This is a genomic window from Azospirillum palustre, assembly GCF_002573965.1.
Lineage (GTDB): Bacteria > Pseudomonadota > Alphaproteobacteria > Azospirillales > Azospirillaceae > Azospirillum > Azospirillum palustre.
Map to the genome: position 1 here is coordinate 1,179,041 of NZ_PDKW01000043.1, position 25,162 is coordinate 1,204,202.

22 protein-coding genes are annotated in these 25,162 nt (G+C 68.4%); 7 read left to right on the forward strand and 15 right to left on the reverse strand.

From position 1 onward, the window contains the following. Positions 1-216 precede the first annotated feature (216 nt). The 3 genes from CRT60_RS27910 (at position 217) to CRT60_RS27920 (ending at position 4,360) form a co-directional block, all read left to right on the forward strand. Entirely contained in the window at positions 217-2,967 is a 2,751-nt protein-coding gene (locus CRT60_RS27910; protein ID WP_244592803.1) for an SLBB domain-containing protein, read from the forward strand. 35 nt (positions 2,968-3,002) lie between these two features. Next, positions 3,003-3,758: a glycosyltransferase family protein gene (locus CRT60_RS27915; protein WP_244592804.1), complete on the forward strand. Its 756-nt coding sequence runs from the start codon at positions 3,003-3,005 to the stop codon at positions 3,756-3,758. A gap of 134 nt (positions 3,759-3,892) precedes the next feature. Then, a complete protein-coding gene (locus CRT60_RS27920) occupies positions 3,893-4,360 on the forward strand; it encodes a helix-turn-helix domain-containing protein (RefSeq protein WP_098739736.1) in 468 nt (155 codons plus the stop codon). On the opposite strand, the gene CRT60_RS27925 is transcribed toward CRT60_RS27920, so the two are convergent. Genes CRT60_RS27925 through CRT60_RS27945 form a run of 5 tightly spaced genes read right to left on the reverse strand, consistent with a single transcriptional unit; the run spans position 4,270 to position 9,398 of the window. Then, positions 4,270-5,334, reverse strand: coding sequence for a glycosyltransferase family 2 protein (locus tag CRT60_RS27925; protein WP_244592805.1), 1,065 nt, complete (start codon positions 5,332-5,334; stop codon positions 4,270-4,272). The two genes, CRT60_RS27920 and CRT60_RS27925, sit on opposite strands and share 91 nt — an antisense overlap. Beyond that, on the reverse strand, positions 5,331-6,332 hold the full coding sequence (locus CRT60_RS27930) for a hypothetical protein (protein ID WP_098739737.1): 1,002 nt from the start codon (positions 6,330-6,332) through the stop codon (positions 5,331-5,333). Before CRT60_RS27930 ends, CRT60_RS27925 begins: the two co-directional genes overlap by 4 nt. Further along, positions 6,325-7,581 (reverse strand): glycosyltransferase family 4 protein, encoded by a 1,257-nt coding sequence (locus CRT60_RS27935; RefSeq protein ID WP_342210685.1) that lies wholly within the window; start codon positions 7,579-7,581, stop codon positions 6,325-6,327. The genes CRT60_RS27930 and CRT60_RS27935 overlap by 8 nt, the downstream gene beginning before the upstream one ends. A 43-nt stretch (positions 7,582-7,624) precedes the next feature. Beyond that, positions 7,625-8,863 (reverse strand): hypothetical protein, encoded by a 1,239-nt coding sequence (locus CRT60_RS27940; RefSeq protein WP_098739738.1) that lies wholly within the window; start codon positions 8,861-8,863, stop codon positions 7,625-7,627. A gap of 31 nt (positions 8,864-8,894) precedes the next feature. Next, complete coding sequence (locus CRT60_RS27945; RefSeq protein ID WP_098739739.1) at positions 8,895-9,398, reverse strand: hypothetical protein; 504 nt, start codon at positions 9,396-9,398, stop codon at positions 8,895-8,897. Positions 9,399-9,778: 380 nt separating this feature from the next. Here CRT60_RS27945 and hutG point away from each other — a divergent pair, with 380 nt between their 5' ends. Next, the gene (gene hutG / locus CRT60_RS27950) at positions 9,779-10,603 is read left to right on the forward strand and encodes an N-formylglutamate deformylase (protein WP_098739740.1); all 825 of its coding nucleotides are present in this window, start codon (positions 9,779-9,781) and stop codon (positions 10,601-10,603) included. A 108-nt stretch (positions 10,604-10,711) separates the two neighbouring features. Here the strand turns inward: hutG and CRT60_RS27955 are convergent, their stop codons facing one another. From CRT60_RS27955 to CRT60_RS27985, 7 genes are all read right to left on the reverse strand, one after another. Next, on the reverse strand, positions 10,712-12,331 hold the full coding sequence (locus tag CRT60_RS27955) for an ATP-binding protein (protein WP_244592807.1): 1,620 nt from the start codon (positions 12,329-12,331) through the stop codon (positions 10,712-10,714). 534 nt (positions 12,332-12,865) lie between these two features. After that, positions 12,866-13,348, reverse strand: a complete 483-nt coding sequence (locus CRT60_RS27960; protein WP_425290420.1) for a MarR family winged helix-turn-helix transcriptional regulator — start codon at positions 13,346-13,348, stop codon at positions 12,866-12,868. A gap of 223 nt (positions 13,349-13,571) precedes the next feature. Then, on the reverse strand, positions 13,572-14,351 hold the full coding sequence (locus CRT60_RS27965; RefSeq protein WP_098739742.1) for an SDR family oxidoreductase: 780 nt from the start codon (positions 14,349-14,351) through the stop codon (positions 13,572-13,574). Positions 14,352-14,374: 23 nt separating this feature from the next. Further along, positions 14,375-15,097 (reverse strand): HdaA/DnaA family protein, encoded by a 723-nt coding sequence (locus tag CRT60_RS27970; RefSeq protein ID WP_098739743.1) that lies wholly within the window; start codon positions 15,095-15,097, stop codon positions 14,375-14,377. Between the two features lie 13 nt (positions 15,098-15,110). Beyond that, positions 15,111-16,178, reverse strand: coding sequence for an AI-2E family transporter (locus tag CRT60_RS27975; RefSeq protein ID WP_098739744.1), 1,068 nt, complete (start codon positions 16,176-16,178; stop codon positions 15,111-15,113). Further along, positions 16,175-16,735 (reverse strand): CDP-alcohol phosphatidyltransferase family protein, encoded by a 561-nt coding sequence (locus CRT60_RS27980; protein WP_098739745.1) that lies wholly within the window; start codon positions 16,733-16,735, stop codon positions 16,175-16,177. Before CRT60_RS27980 ends, CRT60_RS27975 begins: the two co-directional genes overlap by 4 nt. Continuing rightward, positions 16,732-18,057 carry a DUF2066 domain-containing protein gene (locus CRT60_RS27985; protein ID WP_244592808.1) on the reverse strand — a complete coding sequence of 442 codons (1,326 nt, stop codon included), beginning with the start codon at positions 18,055-18,057 and terminating at the stop codon, positions 16,732-16,734. The genes CRT60_RS27980 and CRT60_RS27985 overlap by 4 nt, the downstream gene beginning before the upstream one ends. A 142-nt stretch (positions 18,058-18,199) precedes the next feature. Here CRT60_RS27985 and purM point away from each other — a divergent pair, with 142 nt between their 5' ends. From purM to CRT60_RS35885, 3 genes are all read left to right on the forward strand, one after another. Further along, the gene (purM, locus tag CRT60_RS27990; protein ID WP_098739747.1) at positions 18,200-19,261 is read left to right on the forward strand and encodes a phosphoribosylformylglycinamidine cyclo-ligase; all 1,062 of its coding nucleotides are present in this window, start codon (positions 18,200-18,202) and stop codon (positions 19,259-19,261) included. 22 nt (positions 19,262-19,283) lie between these two features. Further along, positions 19,284-19,937, forward strand: coding sequence for a phosphoribosylglycinamide formyltransferase (gene purN, locus CRT60_RS27995; RefSeq protein WP_098739748.1), 654 nt, complete (start codon positions 19,284-19,286; stop codon positions 19,935-19,937). Between the two features lie 124 nt (positions 19,938-20,061). Then, positions 20,062-20,205, forward strand: a complete 144-nt coding sequence (locus CRT60_RS35885) for an aa3-type cytochrome c oxidase subunit IV (RefSeq protein WP_109051686.1) — start codon at positions 20,062-20,064, stop codon at positions 20,203-20,205. A gap of 47 nt (positions 20,206-20,252) precedes the next feature. Here CRT60_RS35885 and CRT60_RS28000 read toward each other — a convergent pair whose 3' ends face one another. From CRT60_RS28000 to CRT60_RS28010, 3 genes are all read right to left on the reverse strand, one after another. Then, positions 20,253-22,901 carry a valine--tRNA ligase gene (locus CRT60_RS28000; RefSeq protein ID WP_193548463.1) on the reverse strand — a complete coding sequence of 883 codons (2,649 nt, stop codon included), beginning with the start codon at positions 22,899-22,901 and terminating at the stop codon, positions 20,253-20,255. Between the two features lie 66 nt (positions 22,902-22,967). After that, positions 22,968-23,660 (reverse strand): DUF2497 domain-containing protein, encoded by a 693-nt coding sequence (locus CRT60_RS28005; protein ID WP_098739750.1) that lies wholly within the window; start codon positions 23,658-23,660, stop codon positions 22,968-22,970. 96 nt (positions 23,661-23,756) lie between these two features. Continuing rightward, a complete protein-coding gene (locus tag CRT60_RS28010) occupies positions 23,757-25,160 on the reverse strand; it encodes a TolC family outer membrane protein (RefSeq protein ID WP_098739751.1) in 1,404 nt (467 codons plus the stop codon). Between the last annotated feature and the right edge of the window lie 2 nt (positions 25,161-25,162).

Sequence of the window (25,162 nt, forward strand, 5' to 3'; positions counted from 1 at the left end):
CGCTGTGCGGGTGGTTGCTGGGGTTGTTTGACATCCATGTTGGCTGCTGCGTGCAGGATATTCGCCCAAATTGCGCCCGGGGCGGCGTTGATTCTGTGGGCGTGCGCCGTGTCGGCCGCCGAGCCCACGCGGGGCGATCCACTATTGCCGCGGTCTCAGTTGGCGTCGACGGACTCCCCCCTGGAGGCGGCCTTCTCCGCGCGTGCGGGAGAACCGTTGCGCCAGTTCGGCTATGACCTGTTCGCCTCCGCAACCGATGCGGTTTCGGCGGCCGAGGCCGCGCCCGGCGCCATCCAGGGCGACTATGTCCTGAACACCGGCGACACCGTTCTGGTCACCCTGCGCGGCCAGAAATCCTTCAGCAAACGCTTCACTGTCGACCGAAACGGCCAGCTGGTGGTGGACGATCTGCGACCGCTGACCGCCGCCGGCCTGACGCTGGACACCCTGCGACGCGACTTGGCCGCCACCGTCGCCGCCACTTGGCCCAGCACCGATGCCTTCGCCTCGCTGGCGGAGGTGCGGCGGATCGGGGTGCTGGTAACCGGCGCCGTCCACCGCCCCGGCCGGCAGGAGATCAGCGCCTTCGCCACCGTGCTCGATGCGCTGTCGGCCGCCGGCGGCGTGGATCGCGGCGGCAGCCTGCGCGCGGTCAGGCTGATGCGGTCCGGCGGTGCGGTCATGGTCGACCTCTACGCCCTGCAAATCGCCGGTGCCACCGGCAACGCGGATATGCCGTTGCGTGACGGTGACCGCCTGTTCGTCCCGCCGCTCGGCGCCACCGTCGCGATTGCCGGACCGGTGAAACGGCCGGGCATTTATGAACTGCCACCGGATGGTGGCCCCTTGTCGGCGTCGGAGATGCGCGACCTCGCCGGTGGCACGCTGCGGCCCGGCCGCGGCCGGCTTGTGCGATTCGGCATCGGGCCGTCGGGCGAGGAAGCGACGGAGGAGATCGCCGACCCCGACGCCAAGCGGTTCGGTGACGGCGACCTGCTGCTGATCGCGCCGGAACGGGAAGACCGCCGCGGCGAGGTTCGGCTCGACGGACATGTGCTGCGTCCCGGCCCGCGCGCGCTGACCCGGGCTAAATCCTTGTCCGGACTGCTTTCCCGTGCGGACCTGCGCCCATCGGCCTATTTTCCCTTCGCCGCCCTGGAAAGCACGGCCCCTGCCACGGCGGCGCGCAGCCTGCGGCCGGTCGACCTGTCGGCCGTTCTGAACGGACGCGACCGCCGGCAGCTTTCGGACGGCGACACGCTCTATGTCCTGGGGACCGCCGACGTCGATTTCCTGACGTCGGAGGCGGTGCTGGCCCTGCTGCGCGGCGAACGCCAGCCGCGGCAGGATGCCTGCCCCGGTCTGGTCGCGCTGGCCCGCATCCTGGCGGCGGAGCCGGCCGGCCCCCTCGCCACCGGTCCGCAGGCACGCGCCGCCGCCACGCTGACCGGTTCCCGCACTCCCTGCCCGCCCCTGTTCTCGACGGTGCCGGATCTGCTGCCCCTGGCCCTGCGCCATTCCGTTCTGCGCCTGACCGGCGCGCCGCGGCCCGGCTTCTATCCCGTGGCCGATGGGCCGGAGAGTGCCGGCGCGCGCGAGACCATCGTCGAATCGGAAGCGCCTCAGTACGAGCTGATCGGCCATGTCCGCCGGCCCGGAACCCGCCGGTTGCCGGCCGGATCCACGCTTCGTCAGGCGCTGGCGGAGGGCAAGGCGCTGAAGCGCGACGTGTATCCGCTGCTTGGCATCGTCGAACGTTATGACAGGCGGACCTTGACCCGCGCCTATCTGCCCTTCTCCCCGCAGGAGGTGGCTGCCGGACGTGCCGACCGTGCCCTGAGCGACGGAGACCGCATTCACCTGTTCGCCGCCGACGACATCCGCGGCCTGGTGAAGCCAGCCGAATCTAGGGCGGACAGCAAGGCGGACGACGAGTCCGAACCGCCGATGCTGGCGGCCCTGCTCGATCCGGCCATCGTGGCGGTGATTGGAGAGCGGACCGTCCAGCTGCGTGGCGCCGTGCGCGATCCCGGCGGCTATCCGGTCGCCGACCTCACGCCGCTGGCGGCCCTGGTCGCTGCGGCAGGCGGGCTGTCCACCGACGCCGACCCCACAGTGGCGGAGCTGATGGCCGCCAACGGCACACGCAACGCCATCGACCTGACCCGCGACGGCGCCCGCAGGATCGGCCCCGGCGATGCGCTGCGGATCAACCCGCGCCCACAGGCGCTGGAGGCGCGCGCGGTTGCCATCGAGGGGGCGGTGCGCCGTCCCGGCCGCTACGATATCGGCCGCGGCGAGACGCTGTCCTCCCTGATCGCACGGGCCGGCGGCCTGATCGACGACGCTTATCCGGCGGGAGCCGTGCTGACGCGCGAGAGCGAACGCCGCCGCGAGAAGGAGCAGTTCCAGCTGCAAGCGCGCGAACTGGAGCGCACGCTGGCGCTGGAGGTGGAGAAGGGCGAACCGGTGAAGGCGGAGAATGTCGCGCTGGCCCGCCAGCTCGCCGCTCAACTCCGTGCTGCCGAGCCGCTCGGCCGCGTGGTGGTGGAGGCGGATCCGGCTGTCCTGCGCAGCCGCCCGGCTCTCGACCCGCTGCTGGAGCCCGATGACCGGATCGTGATCCCGAAGCGACCGCTGACCGTGGCGGTGTCGGGCGAGGTTCTGCATCCGACCGCCGCGCAGTTCGTCAGCGGCAAGGGTGCCGAGGATTACCTGAACGAGGCGGGCGGCCCGACTCGCGATGCCGACACCGGCCGCAGCTTCCTGGTCCTGCCGGACGGCCGGGCACGGCCGCTGGCGCTGTCCTCGTGGAACCATCGGGTGGACGCTATCCCGCCCGGGTCGATCCTGGTGGTGCCGCGCGACCCCCGTCCCTTCGACGGGCTGGACGCCACCAAGGCCGTCGGCAACATCCTGAGCCAGCTGGCGATTACGGCCGCCTCGATTTCGGTGATCACGCGATGACGGCGTCCGCCCCGCTCCGACTCGCCATCCTGACCGTGGTCCGCAACGACTGCGCCGGACTGGCCGACACCTATGACAGCCTGCGCGGGCAGCTCGGTCCCGGCATCGTCTGGCTGGTCGCCGACGGCGCCTCCACCGACGGAACGGCGGAATGGCTGATGGACCATGCCGATGTCCCGCTGTGGTGGCGCTCTGCCCGCGACTCGGGACTGTACGATGCGATGAACGATGCGCTCGCCGCCGCGGGCCGGCTGGGCTGCAGCCATGTGCTGTTCCTGAATGCCGGCGACCGGCTGGCGGAGCCGGGCAGCGGCATGCGGCTTTTGCAGGCGATTGCCCGGCATCCCGATTGCGCCCTTCTCTATGGCGATGCGCTGGAACGGCTGGGTGACGGACGTATCCTGCTGAAGCGTGCCCGCTCCCACCGTTGGGCAACGTTGGGCATGTTCACCCACCATCAGGCGATGATCTATTCCGTGTCCGCACTGGCAGGGCTTCGCTTCGACTCCGGTTACCGGATCGCGGCCGATTATGACTTCACCTTGTCGGTGCTGAAGCGCGGACGGGCCGAACGGCTGCACTGGCCGGTCTGCCTGTTCGCGGCCGGTGGCCTGTCGCAGCGCGACGCAACCGCTGGCCGGCATGAACAAACTGCGATTCGACAAAGGCATTTCAGCCACGGAGCCATACACGCGGCAATGATCGCCATGGCTCAACGAGTCGCACTGGCATTACGCCATCGTCTTCCCGCTCTATACGCGAAATTACGTTTCCGATGCCCTGAAATTTAATGTCTTTCGCTCTCTTCCTCCCCCTTCCACCCAAACGGACCGTTGATACGCACAAATGGTTGCATAGAATTTACTTTCTGAACTAAGCATTCCCGCGGCGCCTTCCCTCTGGCTTTCCTTTCGAGGTACGACTTATGAGCGCGACCAAGACCAAACTCGCCCCCGCCCACACCCTGTCGCGCCGCGGCGAAGGTCCCAACCCCATCGACATCCATGTCGGAGCCCGCCTGCGGCTTCGCCGGACCCTGCTTGGCCTGAGCCAGGAGAAGCTGGGCGAAGCGGTCGGGATCACCTTCCAGCAGCTCCAGAAATACGAGCGTGGATCGAACCGCATCAGCGCCAGCCGCCTTTACAACCTCTCCCAGGTTCTCGGTGTGCCGGTCAGCTACTTCTTCGACGACATGCCGTCGCCCGACCAGATTGCCGCCGAAGTCCCGTCCGAGGCGATGAGCGAGACGGACGAGTTCGAATCGATGGCCCGCCGCGAGACGCTGGAACTGGTGCGCGCCTATTACCGGATCGAGGATCCGGGTGTGCGCAAGCGGACCTTCGACCTGCTCAAGGCGCTGGGTGGCGACCGGATCGCGCTGCTCGAAGAATAAGGGTCGCCGGCCGGACGGCCAGTCCGGACAGACTTGGAAGCGGCGCGGATGGACGGGAAACGGTCGAACGCTCCCGGTGCCATTGCCGCCGACCGCATCTTGAGCCCGACCTGCCAATAGTAGAACGCGCGCGCCAGCGCGTGGTCGAGCCCGGCTGCGCCATCGAGGACGCCAAGGCGCAGCACATAGGCATGCAGAAACGCCAAGAGCGGCCGGCCCGGCAGGCGCTGGAAAAGCCGCTTCTGCATACGCCGGCCGATGAGGGCGCGGAGGCTGGGAAAGGCACTAAAGCCGCCATCCGCTTCACCCATTATCAGCCGCTCCATCCGACCGTCGGCACGAATCGCCGCCTCCCAGTCGGAATAGCGGTTGTGGCGGTCGAACCAGGCCGAGAGCGGCTTGGCATCCTCATGGTCCATCGGGTGGCGAAGCCGGCCGGTCGTGCCGGCCACCTGCGGCTGGTAATGCCCCTCCACCTCCCACATCGCGGCGATATCCAGGTCGGGCTGATCGGGAAAGCGCGCGCGCCGACGGTCCAACAAGGCAAGCTTGCGATTCCAGCAGCCGAAACGCAGCCGTCGGCCGCGGACGACCGGCCTGCCGTCGATCCAGTAGGCCGCGCAGGCCGGGCCAGCCGCCATCAACCGGGCGATCTCCTCAACCAGTTCCACCGTCAGCCGCTCGTCGGCATCGACGAACAGAACCCAGTCATGGGTGAATGGCAGGGTATCCAGGCACCACTGCTTCTTCTTGGGGTAGCGGCCATTCCAGCGAAAGGGGATCAGGCGGGCACCATGTGATCGTGCGATGTCCGGCGTACCGTCATCGCTGCCGCTGTCGACCACGAAACACTCGGCGAATCGGGCAAGCGCCGGCAGGCACTGCGGCAGGTTCGCCGCCTCGTTGCGCGTCATCACCACCACGGAGACCGGAATGGCGGTCATGGCGGGCGCAGGCATGTTGGACATCCTCATGGCGCTGCCTCCACCCCCGTTGTCCGTTCCCGCAGGGCATGGGACACGGACAGGGCGAATCCGGCGGCGACAAGCCCGACCAGCCCAGCCAGCGGAATCACCACGGCCGGGTTCGGCCAATCCGGCAGGGTGGCGGCGGTCGGCGGCTGGATCATGTCGGCGGCGAAGGGCAGATCGACGCCGATCATCATCGCCACCCGCTCCTGGTCCAGCAGCAGGTCGCTCAGCGCCTGCCGGTGTTCCGCCACGGTGACGGCACCGAGACGAAGCTTGATGTGGGCGATCTGGGCGGCACTGCGCCGGGCCGCTTCCGCGCGCAGATGGGCGTCGGTGGCAGCGGCGATCCGCCCGAGCAGTTCCACTGCAATCGCCCTGTCGGCATGACGGAAGGTGATCCGTCGCATCGGCCCCGACCGCAGCATGTCGACAACCAGCCGGTCACGCAGGGCGCGCGCCACGCGGTCTCCGTCCGGCTCAACCCAATCCTCACGCCCGACCATCGCCAGCAAAGCCCGCTTCACCGCCGGAAACAGTCCGCGCGGCGGACGCCAACGCTCCGCCTCCGCATCCCAGCGTTCGGCAAACAGGGCGCGCAGGATGGCCGGGTCCGCAGCCAGACGGTCGGCCACCGGTCCCGAACCGAACAGTTCAAGATAGCGGGCGAAGTCGGACAGCGATTCGTCCCCCGCCCCCGGTTCGGCAACACCGGCGGAGTCGCGGCCGTTGAGCGTCGGCACCCGGGCACCCATCGCGGCGGAGCCGACCCGGGCCGTCGGACCGATCACCATTGCCGCCGTATAGGCCGGCGTCACCAGCCACAGAGCCGCCACCGCCAGCGCCAGACCGCCCAACCAACCGCCGAGCAGCCAGCGCCAGCCGGTCCGCAGGGTACGAACGACGCTGCGCAGGTCGCCCTCCCCTCCGGCCATCGGCAGGGCCAGCGTCACGGCATGCGGCTGAGGCTGGGAGTGACGCGGGGCGATGACGCCGTCAGGCATGGGGCAACGGCCTCCCCAACAGGGGCCGGACGGCACCGCGTGTCTCGACCAGACGTTCGGCCAACCCGACGAAGGCCGCGGCGGCACGGTCGGCCGTCCAGGCTTCGGCCTTTCTGGCAGCGCGCCTCCCCTCCGCTGCGCAGCGGTCGGGGGCGGCGGCATAGGCACGAACGGCTTCGGCGATGGCGGCCCCGTCGAACGGGTCGATCACCATGCCGCATCCGTCCATATGGGCCGCAGCCTCGCTTCCGGCCGGTCCCAGGAACAGGCAGGGCCGGCCGGCCGCCTGCACCCCGGCCAGCTTGCTCGGCACCAGCATCCCCTCCGCCGCCGGGTCCATCGCCACCAGATGCAGGTCGGCGGCGGACAGGCACTCCGCCAGCCGGTCGGCAGGCTGCCAGGGAAGCCGGCGCAGGTTGCGCACGCCCTTGCGGCGTGCTGCCTCTTCCACCGCAGCGAAGCCCCTGCCCTCGCCGACCAGCAGGAAAATCACGGATGGATCGCTGTGCTGCAGCCGGGCCGCCGCCTCCAGCACGCCGTCCATCGGATGGGCGAGCCCCAATGTTCCAGAATAGGCCACCAGAAAGCGGCCGTCGCCCTCCGCCAAACCCAGCAAGCGGCGGACGCTGTTGCCGGCCTTCTCCAGGGGGCGGATCGCCGGATCGGGCCAGTTCGGCAGCAGGGTCACCCGGTCCGCCGCCACGCCGGACGCGACGATGCGTTCGCGCATGCAGCGCCCGATGGCGATCACCCCATCCTGCCGCCGCAATGCCCGCGCCATGCCATGCCCGGCGACGCGGAGGAGAAGGTCCGGCACCCGCACACCCAGCACCGGAAGAAGGTCCGGGTAAAGATCCTGGCACCAGTGCAGCGACGCCGCACCATGGCGCGCAGCCAAAACCGGGCCGGCCAACGCCAGCATCGGCGGATCGGTCATCGTCACGACGAGGTCATGGCGTGGCAGGCGCAGGACCTGAGCCGTGAGTCGGCAAAGCGAGTCGAGATAGGCGCGCGTGTCGGGCCGCTCACCCTCCGGCACCCTGCGGCCGGTACGGATGATCGTGACCCCATCCGGAACAGCGCGGTTCGGCGCCTTGTCGCCGACCGGCCCGCCATCCGCCACCACCGTCACCCGCCAGCCGGCAGCCGCGATTCGCCCGGACAAGTCAGACAGGCAACGGCCGGTCGCCCCGCGGTCAGGCGGGAACACCCGGTTGACGAAAATGACGGACGGTCGGTTGAGCGGCACGGCGCACCGAAGCGTGAATTACACGCGAAAGTATGAAGATCCTCTAGGGATCAGACAACCCCTTCCTGCACTCGGCCGCCAAAAGCATCATGGAGAGGATGATTCCGGTGTCGAGATACTTGAAACTGGTGTGCAGGCAGAGCGCCATCGCCAGCGGCGGCACCACCGTCAGGGCCAGCGGCGGATCGGCCGCCAGCAGCCTGCACCAGGGCCTGACCAGCGCGCCGAGATAGGCCGCCAGCGCCACCATCCCGCACAGTCCGGTCTTCAGCAGGCTGTAGCTCGCCAGCGTGTGGGTATAGCTGACCCGCCAGCCGCCCACCGCCGGATTGGCGATCCGCGCGCCCCAGCCGTCGCCGAACAGCAGTGCCCAAGGAGAGGCGACGGCATGCTCGATCACCGCCGCCGCCTCTTCCCACCGGGCGTTGATCCCGGTCAGCCGCGTCTTCTCCGCCGCCTGCTGCCACGCCCCGACCAGCGCATCCCCACCGACGGCAGCCGCCAGCCCCAGACCGATCAGCAGAGGCAAGGCCAGCCACGCCTGCCGCCGCGCCCACCACAGGGCGATCAGCGCCAGCGACAGCAGCGCCAGCCCCAGCGCGGTGCGGTGGACCGCTCCGGCCAGCGCGGCAAGGCAGAGAGCCCCGCCGACGGCGCAGGGGATCGCGGCAAGCCACGAGCGGAACCGGCCGCCGATGCCGATCAGCGACAAGGCCGTCGCCGGCAGGACCACGGCGGCGAACAGCACCGCAGGCGCATTGAGCAGATAGGCGCCACCGTCGGCCATCGCCCGCTGTCCGATGGCGCCGAACCCCCAATCCGCCTGCCGCCACCAGCGCAAGGCCAGCAGCAGGCCGGCAATGCCAATCCCACCGGCCAGCGCCCGCACAGCGTTTCGCCCCGCGGCGCGCAGCGCCGGCACCAGAAGCACGGGAAGGAACAGGTATAGGAGGGGCACGACGTCGCGCAGGATGTCGACCACATCCCACCCCAACGCTGCCCCGCGCAGCAGCGGCACCCACAGCAACCAGGCGAATGCCGCAACCGCCACCGGCATCCATCCCCTGCCGGACTTCATCCATCCAGCGCCGGGAGGTGTCCGCAGCGCATGGCCGCTCGCCACCGCCAGCGGCCATTTCCAGCCGATCGACAGCAGGATCAGAAGGCCGATGGCCCCCTCCACCCCTCGCAGGGCCGGCGGCGCCGGCACGCTGAGGCCGCCATAGAGAAGCAGGGCCGCCGCCATCGCCAGCGCGCCCATCCGTGCGGCGGCCACCGTCATGGCCGCCCCTCGCGGAAATCGGCCGCGTGGCTCAGGCCCAGCGCTGCTCGGCGCGGTCCAGGCGGTAGAACAGACCCTCCTGCGGGCGCAGCCGCAAGGTTCCGGTCAGGGTCAGCGGTTCCCGCGTCGCCGGCAGGGCGATGGCGGTGTGGACATGCATCATTGTCGCCGGCCCTGGGCTTTCGCAGGCGGGACAGCCCATCGGATTGGCCGACAGGATGAAGCGGTTGTGGGCAGCGCCGTCGGTCAGCGGCACCATGAAGCCGCACACGGTGACCGGCCGGCCGTCCAACGCCGACACCTTCACGGGAAATTGCGGATCGCCGGCCAGACCGCCCATCCGCACGGCGCCCAGGTCGCGCCAGATCGCCGTGGACTCGTCCAGCGGAAGATGAAAGGGGCCGGCAGGGTGGCTCGGCGCCTCCGGCGTTCCGGCAGCCCAAACGGCCCAGCCGGCGACCGGGGCGAGCGCAAGCGGCAACAGAATCTGGCGCCGGCCGGGCATGGCCGTGCCAAGACGGGTGGCGGTGGTCATGGTCGCTTCTCCCCTGCTGCGTTGCTTCGTCACCGGGGCTGCGAAATCGGGGCGCCGTATGTTGTCGAAGTCTTTTGTCCGGTCGCCTGGGAACTATCCGAGGAACAGCTGTGTCCGGTGCGGGGCGACGCCTTCTGTTGGGCGGTCGCCGATTGCGCGAAAGTCTCCGGCAAGCGCAGGTCAAGGTCAACCGGCAATTCTGCCGGACGCAGCAGGAAATGGAACGCGTAAGGATAGGTTTCCACCACCCCGGCATCCCCACTCTTTCAAAAAAACGCAATCTGTTTGACGGGGTGCGGCACCGCCCGTCATAGTCCCACCGCTTCCCCTGCCGCACTGCACACAGTGCGGCGCAAGCCGTTCCGATGACGAGACGAGCCATGGAAACCTTCCGCTTCCAGCCGGGCGAAACCCCGGTCCTGCTCAGCATTCCGCATGTCGGGACCATGATTCCGCCGGACATCGCCGCAACGATGACGCCGGGGGGACTGGCGCAGCCCGACGTCGACCGCCATCTGGACCGGTTGTACCACTTCGCCCCCGCGCTCGGAATCGGTTTTCTGACGGCGCTGTGCTCGCGTTATGTGGTGGACCTCAACCGCGATCCCGACGGCATCGTGCCGCAGCCGGGACAGGATCCCACCGAGATCTGTCCCCTGACGACGTTCGACCGCGCCCCGATCTACCGGCCGGGACTGGAGCCCGACCGTGCGGAGATCGAGCGGCGGGTCGGCGCCTATTGGCGTCCGTATCATGAGCAGATGCGCAGCGAGCTGCGCGCCTTGCGCGACCGCTATGGCGTGGCGATCCTGTTCGACGCCCATTCGGTGCGCAGCACGGTTCCGCGCTTCTTCGACGGCACCCTGCCCGACTTCAACCTGGGCACCGGCGACGGCAGCAGCGCCGCCCAGCCGCTGGTCGTCCGGCTGATGAATGTGCTTTCGGCATCGGAGCGCTATTCAGCCGCGCTGAACGGCCGCCTGCGCGGCGGTTTCATCATCCGCAGCTATGGCCAGCCGGAAGAGAACATCCACGCCATCCAGCTCGAACTGACCCAGTCCACCTATATGGACGAGGACTCCCCTTATCACTTCCGCCCGGCACTGGCGGCGGAGGTGAAGCCGTCGCTGGAGCGGCTGCTGAGCGTCGTGGTCGAATGGGCATGGCAGAAGGCCAGCGGCCAGCGGCGGGCGGCGTTCCTGTAACGCCCCACCGCCTGCGAGGAGAACCGCCGTGCAAAAGGGTCCACCATGAAAGAGTGGCCCTCCCCCGTCACCGGGGAAGGGCCGAAGGACGGCCTGATCGGGGATGGATCAGATCTGGCCGCGCTCGCTGGCCTGACGCATCAGGACATATTGGCGCATCATCTGGTTGCGGAAGCGGTAGCGCTCCAGTCCCGGCTCGACCACCGGGGCCAGGACGCCGCCATGGTCCTCCCGCGTCAGGCGCTTCAGCAGGTCGAGCGTCGAGGCGCTCGGCAGTTCTCCGCTGTCACCAGCCAGATCGTTGGGATCGAAAACGCCATAGGCATCGGCCGGACACAGCGCCGCAGCCAGCAGCCCATCCTCCAGTTCGGCCCGGCGGTCGGCGGCCAGCGCACGGGCGTAGCTCTCGACAATGCCGCGCTCGGCTTCCTGCAGGCAGCGGGCGACGGCATAGGCCAAGTCCGGCCGCTCCACCAGCTTGCTTCCGCGGCTGACGGCGCTGCGCGCCGCATGCAGGCCGAGAAGCTGGGCGTAATAGGGCAGGCCACGCACGAACTCCGCAATCCGCCGCACCACGTCGGGGGCGAACTCGATGCCGGCATTCTGTGCACCGGCCTGGATCAGCCGGCCGATCTCCTGATCGGTCATCAGCGGCAGGTGCACCGGAACCAGCGAGCGCTGGATCGACGGATGCTTGCCCAGCAGCTGGTCGAGATTCTCGGCAACGCCGACCACCAGCAGGGTGACCGGGATCGAGCTGTCGGTCAGGTTCTTGAACAGCTCCGCCAGCTTGTTGCGGAAATCCTCGTCCTGGACGCGGTCGTACTCGTCCAGGATCAGCAGCACATGGGTGGCGTGGATGCCCGACAGAACCTCGTTCAGCTCGGTGACGCTGAAGGTGCCGTCCGGCAGCAGCTCGTTCAGGCTGGCGAAGTTGCGCCGCGCCGCGAAAGGATTGTCGAGCGCGGAACGGTAATAGGTCGACGGGATCTTCTTCAGGAAGTGCCTGAAGATGTCCTCGAAACTCAGTTCGCCGCTGCAGGTCAGCTTCAGCGACAGATAGCCCGCCTGCCCGGCGATCTTCTCAATCGCATTGGCGACGGAGGTCTTTCCGCGGCCGCGGTCGCCATAGAGGATGACATGCGCCCGCTCCTCCTCGATGGCCGAGATGATGCGGCGCAGCGTGTCGTTGCGGCCGATGAACAGGCCGTTCAACTGCTGCTTCGGCCGGGTCGGCGTGAAGGCTTCGCGCAGCAGGCCGTTCAGCTCAGGCGTCAGGCCCTTCAGCATGGCCGGCGCATTGGCACCCATGCCGCCGCGATAGCCGCCGTTGACCGACATGGTGAAGCGCGGCAGGTCGTGCTCGCCCTCGGCATCCTGGCCGCCCGGCTGCGGGAACATGTGGCCGCGGCGGTCGCCGGTGGCCTCGTTGTCGATGATATCGGGCAGCCGCGGCGCAGCCGGACCGCGCATCGCTTCGAATCCGGCACGGCCACCGATGCCGCCGCCCATGTTGCCGTCCACCGGACGCAGGTGAGCCCCACCGGGCCGGGCGAATCCCGGTCCATTGCCAAGGCCACCGGCCCCGGCATTGCCCATACCAGGCCCCGCGACGCCGGGAGCGCCCATGCCCGGACCACCCATGCCCGGCCCGCCGGTCAGCGGGTTCGAACCAAGGCCGCCACCGGTGATGCCCGGATTTCCAAGGCCGCCACCGGCAGCCGGCATGCGCTCGTCGGCCACAGCGGCCGAACGACGCTTTCGAAAGAAATTCCGCATCCGTCCCAATCCCCACGCGTTGTCGGCGTTCGCGGAACCGCCCCCCTTTCGGCTTCTCGGATGGGCCAGGGACGGGTCCGCGTGTTCCCGATGTAAGCGCTGCGCCGGCCGGGGTGGGCTGGGATTTCGGATATAATACCGACGCGGCATTCCCCCTTTGGGGACCTCTTTCGAAGGGATGCGCCCCCGAAACCCTCGGGCGCATCCCGGCCATCCTCAGCCGATCAGAATCGGCCCGACCGTGGCCCAGCCGTAGAGCACCGCCAGGAAAATTGCGAGAGTCATGCATTCGCGCAGGAAAGCCAGAACCGACATGCCAACCTCCATTGTTCGCGTCTTGTTCTTACAGAGCTACCAGAACGGACGCAGAACGGCAACCGGTCAGTTCTTCCTATGTTCTCGTTCCGGACTCAGGTGTTCCATTCCGGACACAGATCGAACGGACAGGAGGTTGGAAAGTTACGTGTCGAATGCAGGAATCTGTCAGGCCGGATCGGCGTCGTCGTAGCGGATCAGGTCGGTCCAGGCGCGCTCCAGCCGGCGCAGCGTGCGATAGGTGGTTTCGAAGTCGGCACCGTCACTGTCGGTGCGCAGCAGGCTGTCGGCGCGCGTCGCTTCCAGCTTCTTCAGCGCTTCGCAAGTGGCAAGCCCCTGGGCGGACAGCTTGAGGCGGGCTGCCCGCCGGTCGCGCTGGGACGGGCTGCGGTCGACATAGCCGGCCTCCACCAGATGCTTCAGATTGTAGGATGCGTTGGAGCCCAGATAATAGCCGCGCTCCAGCAGGTCGCGGACCGACAGTTCCTCGGTGCCTATGTGCAGCAGCATCAGCGCCTGTGTCGGGCTGAGGTCGGTCACGCCGATGCGGGCCAGTTCCATCCGAAGCACGTCAAGGAAGCGCCGGGTGATGCTCTCCATGACGCGGCCAAGGTCGGTGTAGACCGCGGGGGCCGCCACACTCTGCTGCATGCTCATCGTTCCTGTGCCAGTGGCTCGCAAAAGCCGTTGTCCGGTCGCCGCGGCACTGCCGCGTTTTGCCGACCGGCGGACCGGGGAAGCGGCGCCCAAGCCGATGCTGGAGCCCCCCTTCCCGTCGCCGTTTCTTAATGGCCTGTGACGATGGGCGGATTTTATTGCGAATTGGAGAGACAAACTTGAGACGCGGCGGCGGCCCGTCTCCCGATACCGCAGGTTACATCGTGCCGGGGAAGGCTCCGCCATCCAAAAGGATGTTCTGCCCGGTCATGAAACCGGAGCTTGCGGCACAAAGAAAGGCACAGGCAGCCCCGAATTCCTCCGGATCGCCGAATCGGCCGGAGGGATTCGACTTGCGGCGCAGTTCCATCTCTTCGTCGATGCTGCGTCCGCCGGCCTTGGCACCGCCTTCCATCGTCTTGCGCAGGCGGTCGGTCTCGAAGGGGCCGGGCAGCAGGTTGTTGATGGTGACGTTGTGCTTCACCGTCTGGCGTGACAGGCCGGCGACGAAGCCGGTCAGGCCGGTGCGGGCGCCGTTCGACAGGCCCAGGATCGGGATCGGAGCCTTCACCGCGGCCGAGGTGATGTTGACGATCCGGCCGAACCCCCGGGACATCATGCCGTCCACCGTCGCCTTGATCAGGAAGATCGGCGTCAGCATGTTGGCGTCCAGCGCGCGGATCCAATCCTCGCGGTCCCAATCGTGGAAGTCGCCCGGCGGCGGACCGCCCGCGTTGTTGATCAGGATGTCCGGCTCCGGGCAGGCGGCGAGCGCCGCCGCCCGCCCCTCCTCCGTCGAGATGTCTCCGGCGGCAGTGGTGACGGTGACGCCGGTCGCCTTGCGGATCTCCTCGGCGGTCACCTCCAGCGCATCGGCGTTGCGGGCGGTCAGGGTGACATGCACGCCCTCGCGGGCCAGCGCGAAGGCGCAGGCGCGGCCCAGCCCCTTGCTGGCGGCGCAGACGATGGCGCGGCGGCCGGAGATACCCAAATCCATGGTCGTCTCTTCCCTTGTCGGTATCAGAGGGTCGTTTTGGAACCGGATCGTTGCGGTTCCGTCCGTTGCAGTTCCGAAAGGACTTCGCGGGCCAACGGCACGGTCACGCCGCGATGGGCGGCCAGCGACGCATGGTCCAGCGCCGCCACCAGACGGCGGGCGAAATCGAGCGACCGCTCCATCCGCGCCAGCAGATAGGTGACGACCTCCATCCCCGGCCGCAACTGGCGGTCGGCGAACAGCTTGACCAGCACCGCGGCGAGCAGCGCGTCGTCGGGCGGCCGGACCTCGACAGCCGGCGCGCCCTTGATGCGCGACCGCAGGTCGGGAAGCTTCGTCCGCCAGCGCGACGGCGCCTTGCGCGACAGCAGCAGAAGATGGCCCCGCTGTTCGCGGGCGAGGTTGTACAGGTGGAACAACGCCTCTTCCCGCTCCGGCCGGCCGGCGACCATGTCGGCATCCTCGACGACCACCGCGTTGGCGGGGGCCAGCAGCGACGGCACCGTTGCCGACTCGAGGGCATCGCCCCGGGTCACCAGGGCATGGCTGCGGGCGCGCCACACCTGGGACAGGTGGGTCTTGCCGCAGCCGGCGGGTCCGTACAGCGTCAGCGCCGGGGCGGGCCAGGACGGCCAGCGGTCCAGCCACGCCACGGCATCGGCGTTGCTGGGTGCGACGAGGAAGTCCTCGCAGCCCATCGCCGTCCGGTGCCCGAGGTCGAGCGGTATCTGCGCCGGCAAGCTCATGCGGACACACTCATCAGCGTTCCGCGTCGGTGCCGCGGTAGTACGGGCTTGAGAGATACTGTCGCAAGGCGAAGCGGGTCAACACGCCGATCACCGCAGCCACCGGAACCGCCAGCAGCACGCCGACGAATCCGAACAGGCTGCCGCCGGCCAGCAGGGCGAACATCACCCACACCGCATGCAGCCCGACCTTGTCGCCCACCAGCTTCGGCGTCAGGACATTGCCTTCCACCGCCTGCCCGAACAGGAAGATGCCGATGACGATGGCGACGCGCCAGAATTCGTCGAACTGCAGCAGGGCAAGGCCGGTACTGGCGACGAAGCCGAACAGGGTGCCGACATAGGGTATGAAGGACAGGAGCCCGGCCATCAGGCCGATCACCAGCCCGAAATCCAGCCCCGCCGCCGACAGCGCCAGCGCATAGAAGACGCCGAGCACGACGCAGACCGTCGCCTGTCCGCGCACGAAGCCGGACAGGGTGACGTTCACCTCGCGGGCCTGCTCGCGCACCGTCTCGGCATGCTGGCGCGGCAGCCAGGAATCGACCTTGCCCACCATCAGGTCCCAGTCGCGCATCATATAGAAGGCGACGACGGGGGTGATGAACATCAGGGTGACGATGTCGAACAGCGCCAGCCCGCCCGACAGGATGCGCGTGACGACGCGGCCGACCAGCCCCGCCACCTCTCCGGCATAATTGCCGGCGGCGGCGCGCAGTCGCTCGACATCGTCGGCCGGCAGGCGGTGGATGAAGCGGTTCAGCGCCGGGATCAGCCGTTCCTTCGCCAGGGTCGCATAGTTCGGCAGCACCTCCAGCAGATGGGAGACCTGCCCCTGCACCAGCGGCAGCAGGAGAAGCGCCATCAGCACCATGACCAGCACGAAGCCCAGCAGCACCAGCGTGGTGCCGAGCCAGCGCGGCAGCCGCGCCGCCTCCAGCCGGTCGACCGCGGGGTCGAGCAGATAGGCGATGGCCAGCCCGACCACGAAGGGCAGCAGCATGTCGGCCAGCAGCCACAGCGCCAGCACGAACAGCCCCAGGCCGATCAGCCAGAAGCGGAGCTGCTTGGCCGGCGTCACGGAACGCCGCCGAGCCGGTTGAACAGCAGGGCGCCGCGCCGGGCGTACAGCACACCGGACAGCACCGTCGTCACCGTGCAGACGTACACCAGCACATCGACCAGTTCCCAGCCATACAGGTGGATGTCCGGCAGCCCCAGTGCCGGCGGCGCCAGAACGGCGGCGGCCAGCGCGATCTGCACCACCGTGTTCACCTTGCTGATGTAGAGCGGCTGCATCGCCAGCGTCTCCTTCAGCGTGAACAGCAGGATGACGCCGCCGATGATCATGATGTCGCGGAACACCACCATCATCGCCAGCCACAACGGGATGGTGCCGACCCAGGCAAGGGCGATGTACACCCCGACGATCAGCGCCTTGTCGGCCAGCGGGTCGAGATAGCCGCCGAGCACGGTGCGCGCGCGGAACATGCGGGCGATGGCGCCGTCCAGCGCATCGGACAGGCCGGCGGCGACGAAGAGGGCGAAGGCCCACTCCATCCTGCCGGTCAGGATCATGTACATCGCGGCCGGAACCGCCACGATGCGCAGGAAGGTGATGATGTTGGGTACGCTCACGGTGCGCTCTTCGCCGGCAGCGTTCCCAGGTTGCGCGGCGGGGCGCCCATCGTGCCCACGGCGCCCGCATCCATCGGCGCCGAGGGCGCCAGCGACGTCGGGGACGCCATCGGCGCGGCGGAGGACGGAACGGCACCGGCCGACGCGGCACCCGACCCGCGCGGCAGCAGCGTCAGCTGCCAGTCAGCCGACGGAACCGGCAGCGCGGGGTAACCGGCGGCAACAGGGGCGGCGACGGGAGGTGCTGCATGCGTGAACCCCAGATCCTGGCGGGCGAGCGCCTGGGCCAGCTGTTCGGGCGCACCCCGATAGGTCAGGGTAATCAGCGCTTCGCTGCGGGTGATCGACATCAGCGTGTTGCGGGTCACCGCATTGACGGCGGACAGCCGCTTGCGCGTTTCCACCCAGTCGTTCACTGCCGTCAGCGGCACGCGGACGAGGGTGTTCTGCTCCGGCCCGGTGGCGGTGGTGTGCTCGCGCTTCCACGAATCGTCCACCTGGGTGCCGACCGACGCGACGGCACGGTTCAGCAGTTCCTCGGCAGTGCCGCCACCCTTCACCTGCACCGTCTGGTTCTCGCGCGTCCCGTCGAGCCCGTAACGGGTGACGTCGACCGTCAGGCCGCGGGCCGGATCGGGGCCGTTGGCCGGAAGATCGGTGCGGGCGACGACCACTCCGCCCGCCTTGTAGGCCTGGGCGATGCGGGCGAGCGCGTCGGCATTGCCGGCGACGGCATCCTCGCCGCTGATCGCCTGGGCATCGGACAGTTCGCCGTCCGGCACCACCAGCGGCACCAGCGAGGCAGCGGGCTGCCGCGCCTCCCAGGCCGCGCGCCAGGGGGTGCGGTCCTGCCACAGGATGGTGCGCCCGTCGGTCAGCGTCACCGGCAGGATGACGAAGGGCCGCGATGGCGGCTCCACATACTGGGCGGCACCGCCGCTCTGACCGAGGGCATCGCGCACCGCATTGGGCCGGAACCGCACGGTGATGGCGCCGACATAGCGGCTGGCCGACACCTTCTCCTCGTCGATCTCGAAGCCCTGGACCAGCTTGGCGATCTCGCCGTCCGACAGGCGCGGCGGGTTGCCGCCGCCGGGAACGAGCCGGCGGTACAGCTCCGTCCAGGCCTTGGCCTGCGCCTCGCGGATCGCCTGATCGCGCACGGTGGTCGGATTGCTGCCGTTGATGTCGACCCGGACGCCGGACACCGCGAAGGGGTCTGCGGCGGACGGAGCGGTGGCGGCAGAGGAGGCGGCCGGCGGCGGAGAACCGGTCTGCGCCCCGGCCGGCCCGGTCATCGCAACGACCAGAGCGGTGGACATGGCAGCAAGACCGGCGAGGAGCGGCGCGCGGCGGCGGTGGAGCATTGCAAAGCCTTCCGATTCGAGTATGTTCGGCCCGAGCCCAAGGCCCGGTATATAGCTCAGCCCAAGCGAGGATACCATCAGCACCCAGTCCTATAACATGTCCGACGCCTACAAGCAGGCCGGTGTGGACATCGATGCGGGCAACGCGCTTGTCGAAGCGATCAAGCCGCTTGCCCGCTCCACCGCGCGTTCAGGCTCCGACGCGGGCCTGGGCGGTTTCGGCGCGCTGTTCGATCTGCGCGCTGCCGGCTACCAGGATCCGCTTCTGGTCGCGACGACCGACGGCGTCGGCACCAAGCTGAAGGTGGCGATTCTCGCCAACCGTCACGACACGGTCGGCATCGATCTCGTCGCCATGTGCGTCAACGATCTGGTGGTGCAGGGCGCCGAGCCGCTGCTGTTCCTGGATTACTATGCCACCGGCAAGCTCGACGTGGCCGCCGGCCGTGACATCGTCGCCGGCATCGCCGAAGGCTGCCGTCAGGCCGGCTGCGCGCTGGTCGGCGGCGAGACCGCCGAGATGCCCGGCATGTATTCCGAAGGTGACTACGACCTCGCCGGCTTCTCCGTCGGTGCGGTGGAACGCCAGCACGCCCTGACCGGTTCCGCCGTCCAGGCGGGTGACGTGGTCCTCGGCCTCGCCTCGACCGGCGTGCACTCCAACGGCTACTCGCTGGTGCGCAAGCTGGTCGAGAAATCGGGCCTCGGCTACGATTCCGCCTGCCCGTGGGACGCGTCGAGGACGCTGGGCGAAGCTCTGCTGACCCCGACGCGCATCTATGTGAAGAGCACGCTGAAGGCGGTGCGCGCCGGCACGGTCCGTGCCATGGCCCACATCACCGGCGGCGGCCTGATCGAGAACATTCCGCGCGTCCTGCCGGACGGGCTGGGTGTCGTTCTCGACGCCTCGGCCTGGACCCTGCCCCCCGTCTTCTCCTGGCTGATGAAGACCGGCGGCATCGCCCCGTACGAGATGGCGCGCACCTTCAACGTCGGCCTCGGCATGGTCGTCGTGGTTCCGGCCGACAAGGCGGCCGAGGCCATCGGCATCCTGCGCGAGGGCGGCGAGACGGTCTTCACCGTCGGCACCGTCACCGCCCTGAAGGACGGCGACGCCCGCGTGACCGTCACTGGCATGGACGCGGCCTGGACCGCGTAAGGGACGCCTCAAGGATCCGTTGATGAGCAAGTTGAAGCTCGGCGTCCTGATCTCGGGGCGCGGCAGCAATCTGCAGGCGTTGATCGACGCCTGCGCCGCGCCGGGTTTCCCGGCCGAGATCGCGCTGGTGCTGTCCAACAAGGCCGATGCCTTCGGGCTTGAGCGTGCATCCGGCGCCGGGATCGCCACCGCGGTGGTCGACCACCGCGGCTATCCCGGCGACAAGCCGGCCTTCGAGGCGGCGATGGATGCCGCTCTGCGCGAGGCCGGTGTCGAGCTGGTCTGCCTTGCCGGCTTCATGCGCCTGCTGTCGCCCTGGTTCGTCGGGCAATGGCACAACGCGCTCATCAACATCCACCCGTCCCTGCTACCCTCCTTCAAGGGCCTTGATACCCATGAGCGGGCGCTGGCCGCCGGCGTCCGTTTCCATGGCTGCACCGTGCACTACGTACGTCCGGAAATGGACGAGGGTCCGATCATCGCCCAGGCGGCGGTGCCGGTCCTGCCCGGCGACGACGGCCACAGGCTGGCCGACCGCGTCCTTTTGTCGGAACACAGGCTCTATCCGCATGCCGTTCGCCTGATCGCCGAGGGCCGTGCCCGAGTCGATGGCGATATGGTGCGGATCGACGGTCCGGTTCCGGACCTCGCTGCCCTGGTGAACCCGCCGCTATAGGGCCCTGCCCCTTCCGATCACCACCCTTCCGGCATGGTTGACGGTTCCACTCGGAATCTGTTGCGTTTCTGTGCGTCCGCGTCAAAATTTGCGGGTAGAAGAAACTGTTGGAGGGTTGATCGATATGGCGGCCGTGAGTCCCAATCCGGTCAGTGCGGAGACCGTCCGCTCACATCAGGCGACCTGGATCGCCTTCACCAAATTCATGAAGCTCAGCATCGCCGGTGTCATCGCGGTGCTTGTGCTGCTGGCGATCTTCACGCTGTAGCGGACGGATGGGAAGGGGGCCTGTAATCAAGCCCCCTCCCCCACACATCACCCGGCCAGCATCTCCAGCGCCTTCTGCAGCTTGTCGCGAGCCTGATCGGCGGCCTCGCGGCGGTCGCGCTGCTCCTCGATCACCTCTTCCGGAGCCTTGGCGACGAACTGCTCGTTCGACAGCTTGGCGTCGATCTTCTTGATCTCACCGGCCAGCTTGTCGATCTCCTTGGACAGGCGCGCCTTCTCCTTGTCGAGATCGACGATGCCTTCCAGCGGCAGAACCAGCGTCGTCTCGTCCAGCACCGCCTGGACGCTGCTCTTCGGCACATCGCCATGGAGCGGCTCGACGCTGGACAGGCGCGCCATGCGCAGGATCAGGTCGCGGTGGGTGTCCAGCCGCTTCAGGCTGACCGCATTCGGATCCTTCAGCTTCAGCTCGATCTGCGCCGCCGGCGGGACGTTCATCTCCGACCGCATGGAGCGGACCGAGGTGATCAGCCGCACAACCCAATCCATCTCGTCGCGCGACGCCGGATCGACGCTGTCGGCGGCGAACTCCGGCCATTCAGCCGAGATCAGCCGGTTGGCGCGGGCCGGCGACAGCTGCTCCCACAGCTCTTCGGTGATGAAGGGCATCAGAGGATGCAGGATGTGCAGGATCTGGTCGAGCACCCAGGCGGTGGTCGCCCGGGTTTCAGCCTTCGCCGCCTCGTCGGTGCCGGCGAGGATCGGCTTGGTGAACTCCATGTACCAGTCGCAGAAGGTGCCCCAGGTGAACTGGTAGGCGGCACCGGCGGCCTCGTTGAACTTGTAGGCGTCGATCGACTCGGCGACCTTCTTCGCCGCATCGGCCAGCGCGCCGACGATCCAGCGGTTGACCGTCTGGGTCAGGCCGACCGGCTTGTAGCCGGCGACCGGATCGCAGCCGTTCATCTGGCAGTAGCGGGCGGCGTTCCACAGCTTGGTGGCGAAGTTGCGGTAGCCCTCGACCCGGTTCACCGCCAGCTTGATGTCACGGCCCTGTGCGGCCATCGCCGACAGGGTGAAGCGCAGCGCATCGGTGCCGTACTGGTCGATGATCTCCAGCGGGTCGATGACGTTGCCCTTCGACTTCGACATCTTCTGGCCCTTCTCGTCACGGACAAGGGCGTGGATGTAGACGGTGCGGAAGGGCACGTCCTTCATGAAGTGCAGGCCCATCATCATCATCCGGGCGACCCAGAAGAAGATGATGTCGAAGCCGGTCACCAGCACGTCGGTCGGGTAGTAGCGGTCCAGCTCAGGCGTCTGGTCCGGCCAGCCGAGTGTCGAGAAGGGCCACAGCGCCGACGAGAACCACGTGTCGAGCACGTCGGCATCGCGCGTCAGCTCGACATCGCTGCCGTAATGCACCGTCGCGGCGGCGCGCGCCTCCACCTCGGTCTCCTCGACGAAGAAGGTGCCGTCCGGACCGTACCAAGCCGGAATCTGATGGCCCCACCAGATCTGGCGGCTGATGCACCAGGGCTGGATGTTGCGCATCCATTCGAAATAGGTGTTTTCCCACTGCTTGGGCACGAACACCGTCTTGCCGGTCTCCACCGCCTCGATGGCGGGCTTCGCCAGGGTCGCGGCATCGACGTACCACTGGTCGGTCAGCCACGGCTCGATGGCGACGCCGGAGCGGTCGCCGTGCGGGACCATGTGGGTGTGCGGCTCGATCTTCTCCAGAAGCTCAAGCGCTTCCAGCTCGGCGACGATCCGCTTGCGCGCCTCGTAGCGGTCGAGCCCGCGGTAGGCCTCGGGAACATTGTCGTTCAGCCGGGCGTCGCGATCCATGATGTTGATCTGCTCGAGCCCGCAGCGCTTCCCGACCTCGAAGTCGTTGAAGTCGTGGGCCGGCGTGATCTTCACCGCACCCGAGCCGGTCTCCGGATCGGCATATTCGTCGCCGACGATGGGAATCAGGCGGCCGACCAGCGGCAGGCGGACCATCTTGCCGATCAGGTCCTTGTAGCGCTCATCCTCCGGATGCACCGCCACGCCGGTGTCGCCCAGCATGGTTTCCGGACGGGTGGTGGCGACCACGATGAAGCGGCCCTCCTCCCCATCGATGGGGTAGCGGAAGTGCCAGAGGTTGCCCTTGATCTCCTTCTGCTCGACCTCAAGGTCGGAGATCGCGGTGTGCAGCTTCGGGTCCCAGTTGACCAGCCGCTTGTCCTTGTAGATCAGGCCCTGGCGATGCAGTTCGACGAACACCTTGCGGACGGCGCGGCTCAGCCCCTCGTCCATGGTGAAGCGTTCGCGCGGCCAGTCGGGCGAGGCGCCCAGGCGGCGCAGCTGGCGGGTGATGGTGCCGCCCGATTCGGCCTTCCACTCCCACACCTTGTCGATGAAAGCGTCGCGGCCGAAATCGTGGCGGGTCTTGCCGTCCTTCGCCAGATTGCGCTCCACCACCATCTGGGTGGCGATGCCGGCATGGTCGGTGCCGGGCTGCCACAGGGCGTCGCGGCCGCGCATGCGGTTGTAGCGGGTCAGCACGTCCTGGATGGTGAAGGTCAGCGCATGGCCCATGTGCAGGCTGCCGGTGACGTTCGGCGGCGGCATCATGATGGTGTAGGGATTGCCGTTCCCCTGCGGCTGGGCGGCAAAGGCGCCCGACTCTTCCCACAGGCGGTAGTGCTTCTCCTCGACCTCGGCGGGCCGGTACGTCTTTTCCAACATCACCACGAACTTTCGCTAGAAACGTCTTAATCGGGGCTCAAACGGGCAGGGATCGAGAAGGCGGGATCAGAATTTCTGCGACCGCCGGATCATGCGGTCGATCTCCTGCTGGACCAGCCGCTCGACCACCGTCGGCAAATTCTCGTCCAGCCATTCCTTCAACAGCGGCTTCAGCAGCTCGCGCACGACCTCTTCCACCGTGCGGATGCCGATGGGCATCGGTCCGATGGACAGGTCGTCGCCCAGCTCGCGCGCCAGATGGGTCAGGTGGTGCGAGGCATCCTCCGCCGTCCGGCGGGAGATCAGACCGGCATCCGGATCGACCGCGCGGCGGCGCGGACGCGGCGGGGGCGGCGGCTCGTCATCCTCGAAATCGTCGAAGGCCGGCATCGGCCGCCGGGCGGCGGGACGCGGCGGCGGCATCGGGTCGGGATCCGGCTCGTCCCAGCGCGGCGGGGGCGGAGGGGGAGGCGACGGCTCCGGAAAGGCCGGCTCCTCCGGCCAGGGGTCGGGATCGGGCTGGCCGAAGTCGGGCCGCTCGTCCGGTTCATCCTCCACCATCTGGGTCAGTTCCAGAACGTCGTCGTCCTCCTCCACCATCGGGGGTGGGGGGGGCGGCGGCGGAGGGGGCGGCGGAGGTGGAGGCGGCGAAGGCGCCTGGGTTTCCGATTTGGCAGGCTCGCCGTCCTCGGAAATGATCCGCCGGATGGAGGCGAGGATTTCCTCCATCGAAGGTTCTTGCTGGCCCTTATCGCTCATCTTGGCAACCCGAGACGTCAACCTGCCCCAAACCTAGGGCAGGGCTGGCAAAAAAGCCATAATACAAAAACGGCCCGCTTTCGCGGGCCGCTTCGTTCATTCGGTCACCGAAGTTCCGAACCACTTGCCCCGCGTCTTGTCGTAATTCGCGGTCGGGTCGTATTTCTGGACCGGCAGGTTCAGACGGTCGGCCGTCAACTGTCCGCTGGACGCCAGTACATTGAAGGCCGCGACCATTTCGTCGTGCTGGGCACGGACGAGGAAGACGCGGGCGTTCAGCAGTTCCTGTTCCTGGTTCAGCACGTCGAGCACGGTGCGCGAGCCGACCTGCGCCTCCTGACGGACGCCTTCCAGGGCGATCTGGGCCGCCTTGATCTGCGCCGAGTAGGACTCGATGCTGGCGCGGGCCGTCTGCAGGGCCTGCCAGGCGCTGACCGCCGATTCGGTCACCTGGCGGCGGGACTCCTCGATCTGCAGGCGGGCCTGGTTGGCGGTCTGCTTGGCTTCGCGGACCAGGGCTTCCGGCTGGCCGGCCTGATAGAGCGGGATGGTCACCTGGGCGGTGACCTGCGCACTGTCGGAACGGTTCAGGTCGATGCCGGACGAACGGCCCGGATCGTAGGTGCGGGTGCCGCTGGCCGAGAGGTTCACCGACGGCAGCAGGCGGCCGTACTGCTGGTCCACCGCCTCGCGCTGCGCCGCCTCGGTGTAGGAGGCGGACAGGACGTTCGGGTTGTTGGCGCGGGCCAGCTCGACCAGCTCATCCAGGTTCTTCGGCAGGCGGAAGGCCGGCTTCGGCGCCTTCAGCTCGCCGGGAGCGGCACCGACCAGACGCTCGTAGGTGGCGCGGGAGGCGCGCAGCGTGCCTTCGGCCGAAATCTTGGAGGCGATGGCGGCCGACAGGCGCGACTCGGACTGGCTGACGTCGGTGCGGGTGTATTCACCGACGCGGAAGCGGTCACGGGCGGCGTCCAGCTGACGGCGCAGCACCTGCTCGTTGTTGGTCTGCAGCTGCAGGATGGCCTGGTTCTGGACGATGTCCAGATAGGCCTGCGCGGCGGCCAGCAGGACCGACTGTTCCGAGGCGATCAGGGTGGCGCGCTGCGCCTCGACCAGCCGCTCGGCGCGGCGGACGGCCGGGGCGACGGTGGCGTCGTAGATCGGCTGGGTGGCGGTGACGCCGACGCTCTTGGCGTTGGCTTCCGAGCCGGTCGAACCGCCGTCGAACTTGCTCTCGCTTGTCGAGCGGGAGATGCCGGCGGTCACGCGGGCGGTCGGGCGGTAGCCGGACAGCGCCTGGGGCACGCCTTCGTCGACGGCACGCAGGCGGGCGCGCTGGGCACCGATCGTCGGGTTGTTGGCATAGGCCTGGGCGAGGGCCTGTTCGAGGGACTGGGCCTGGGCCGTACCACCGCCGGTCACTGCTGTGCCCATCGTGGCGGTCAGGGTCAGGGCCGTCGCCAGCAGCCAGCGGCGCGCAAAACGGCTTCGCACGGTCATGT

Coding starts and splice junctions, on each gene's coding strand:
- CRT60_RS27920 (WP_098739736.1), top strand. CDS start 3,893: ATGAGCGCGACCAAGACCAAACTCGCCCCCGCCCACACCCTGTCGCGC.
- CRT60_RS27925 (WP_244592805.1), bottom strand. CDS start 5,334: ATGAGGATGTCCAACATGCCTGCGCCCGCCATGACCGCCATTCCGGTC.
- CRT60_RS27930 (WP_098739737.1), bottom strand. CDS start 6,332: ATGCCTGACGGCGTCATCGCCCCGCGTCACTCCCAGCCTCAGCCGCAT.
- CRT60_RS27940 (WP_098739738.1), bottom strand. CDS start 8,863: ATGACGGTGGCCGCCGCACGGATGGGCGCGCTGGCGATGGCGGCGGCC.
- CRT60_RS27945 (WP_098739739.1), bottom strand. CDS start 9,398: ATGACCACCGCCACCCGTCTTGGCACGGCCATGCCCGGCCGGCGCCAG.
- hutG (WP_098739740.1), top strand. CDS start 9,779: ATGGAAACCTTCCGCTTCCAGCCGGGCGAAACCCCGGTCCTGCTCAGC.
- CRT60_RS27955 (WP_244592807.1), bottom strand. CDS start 12,331: ATGCCGGCTGCCGGTGGCGGCCTTGGAAATCCGGGCATCACCGGTGGC.
- CRT60_RS27960 (WP_425290420.1), bottom strand. CDS start 13,348: ATGCAGCAGAGTGTGGCGGCCCCCGCGGTCTACACCGACCTTGGCCGC.
- CRT60_RS27965 (WP_098739742.1), bottom strand. CDS start 14,351: ATGGATTTGGGTATCTCCGGCCGCCGCGCCATCGTCTGCGCCGCCAGC.
- CRT60_RS27970 (WP_098739743.1), bottom strand. CDS start 15,097: ATGAGCTTGCCGGCGCAGATACCGCTCGACCTCGGGCACCGGACGGCG.
- CRT60_RS27985 (WP_244592808.1), bottom strand. CDS start 18,057: ATGTCCACCGCTCTGGTCGTTGCGATGACCGGGCCGGCCGGGGCGCAG.
- purM (WP_098739747.1), top strand. CDS start 18,200: ATGTCCGACGCCTACAAGCAGGCCGGTGTGGACATCGATGCGGGCAAC.
- purN (WP_098739748.1), top strand. CDS start 19,284: ATGAGCAAGTTGAAGCTCGGCGTCCTGATCTCGGGGCGCGGCAGCAAT.
- CRT60_RS35885 (WP_109051686.1), top strand. CDS start 20,062: ATGGCGGCCGTGAGTCCCAATCCGGTCAGTGCGGAGACCGTCCGCTCA.
- CRT60_RS28000 (WP_193548463.1), bottom strand. CDS start 22,901: ATGTTGGAAAAGACGTACCGGCCCGCCGAGGTCGAGGAGAAGCACTAC.
- CRT60_RS28005 (WP_098739750.1), bottom strand. CDS start 23,660: ATGAGCGATAAGGGCCAGCAAGAACCTTCGATGGAGGAAATCCTCGCC.
- CRT60_RS28010 (WP_098739751.1), bottom strand. CDS start 25,160: ATGACCGTGCGAAGCCGTTTTGCGCGCCGCTGGCTGCTGGCGACGGCC.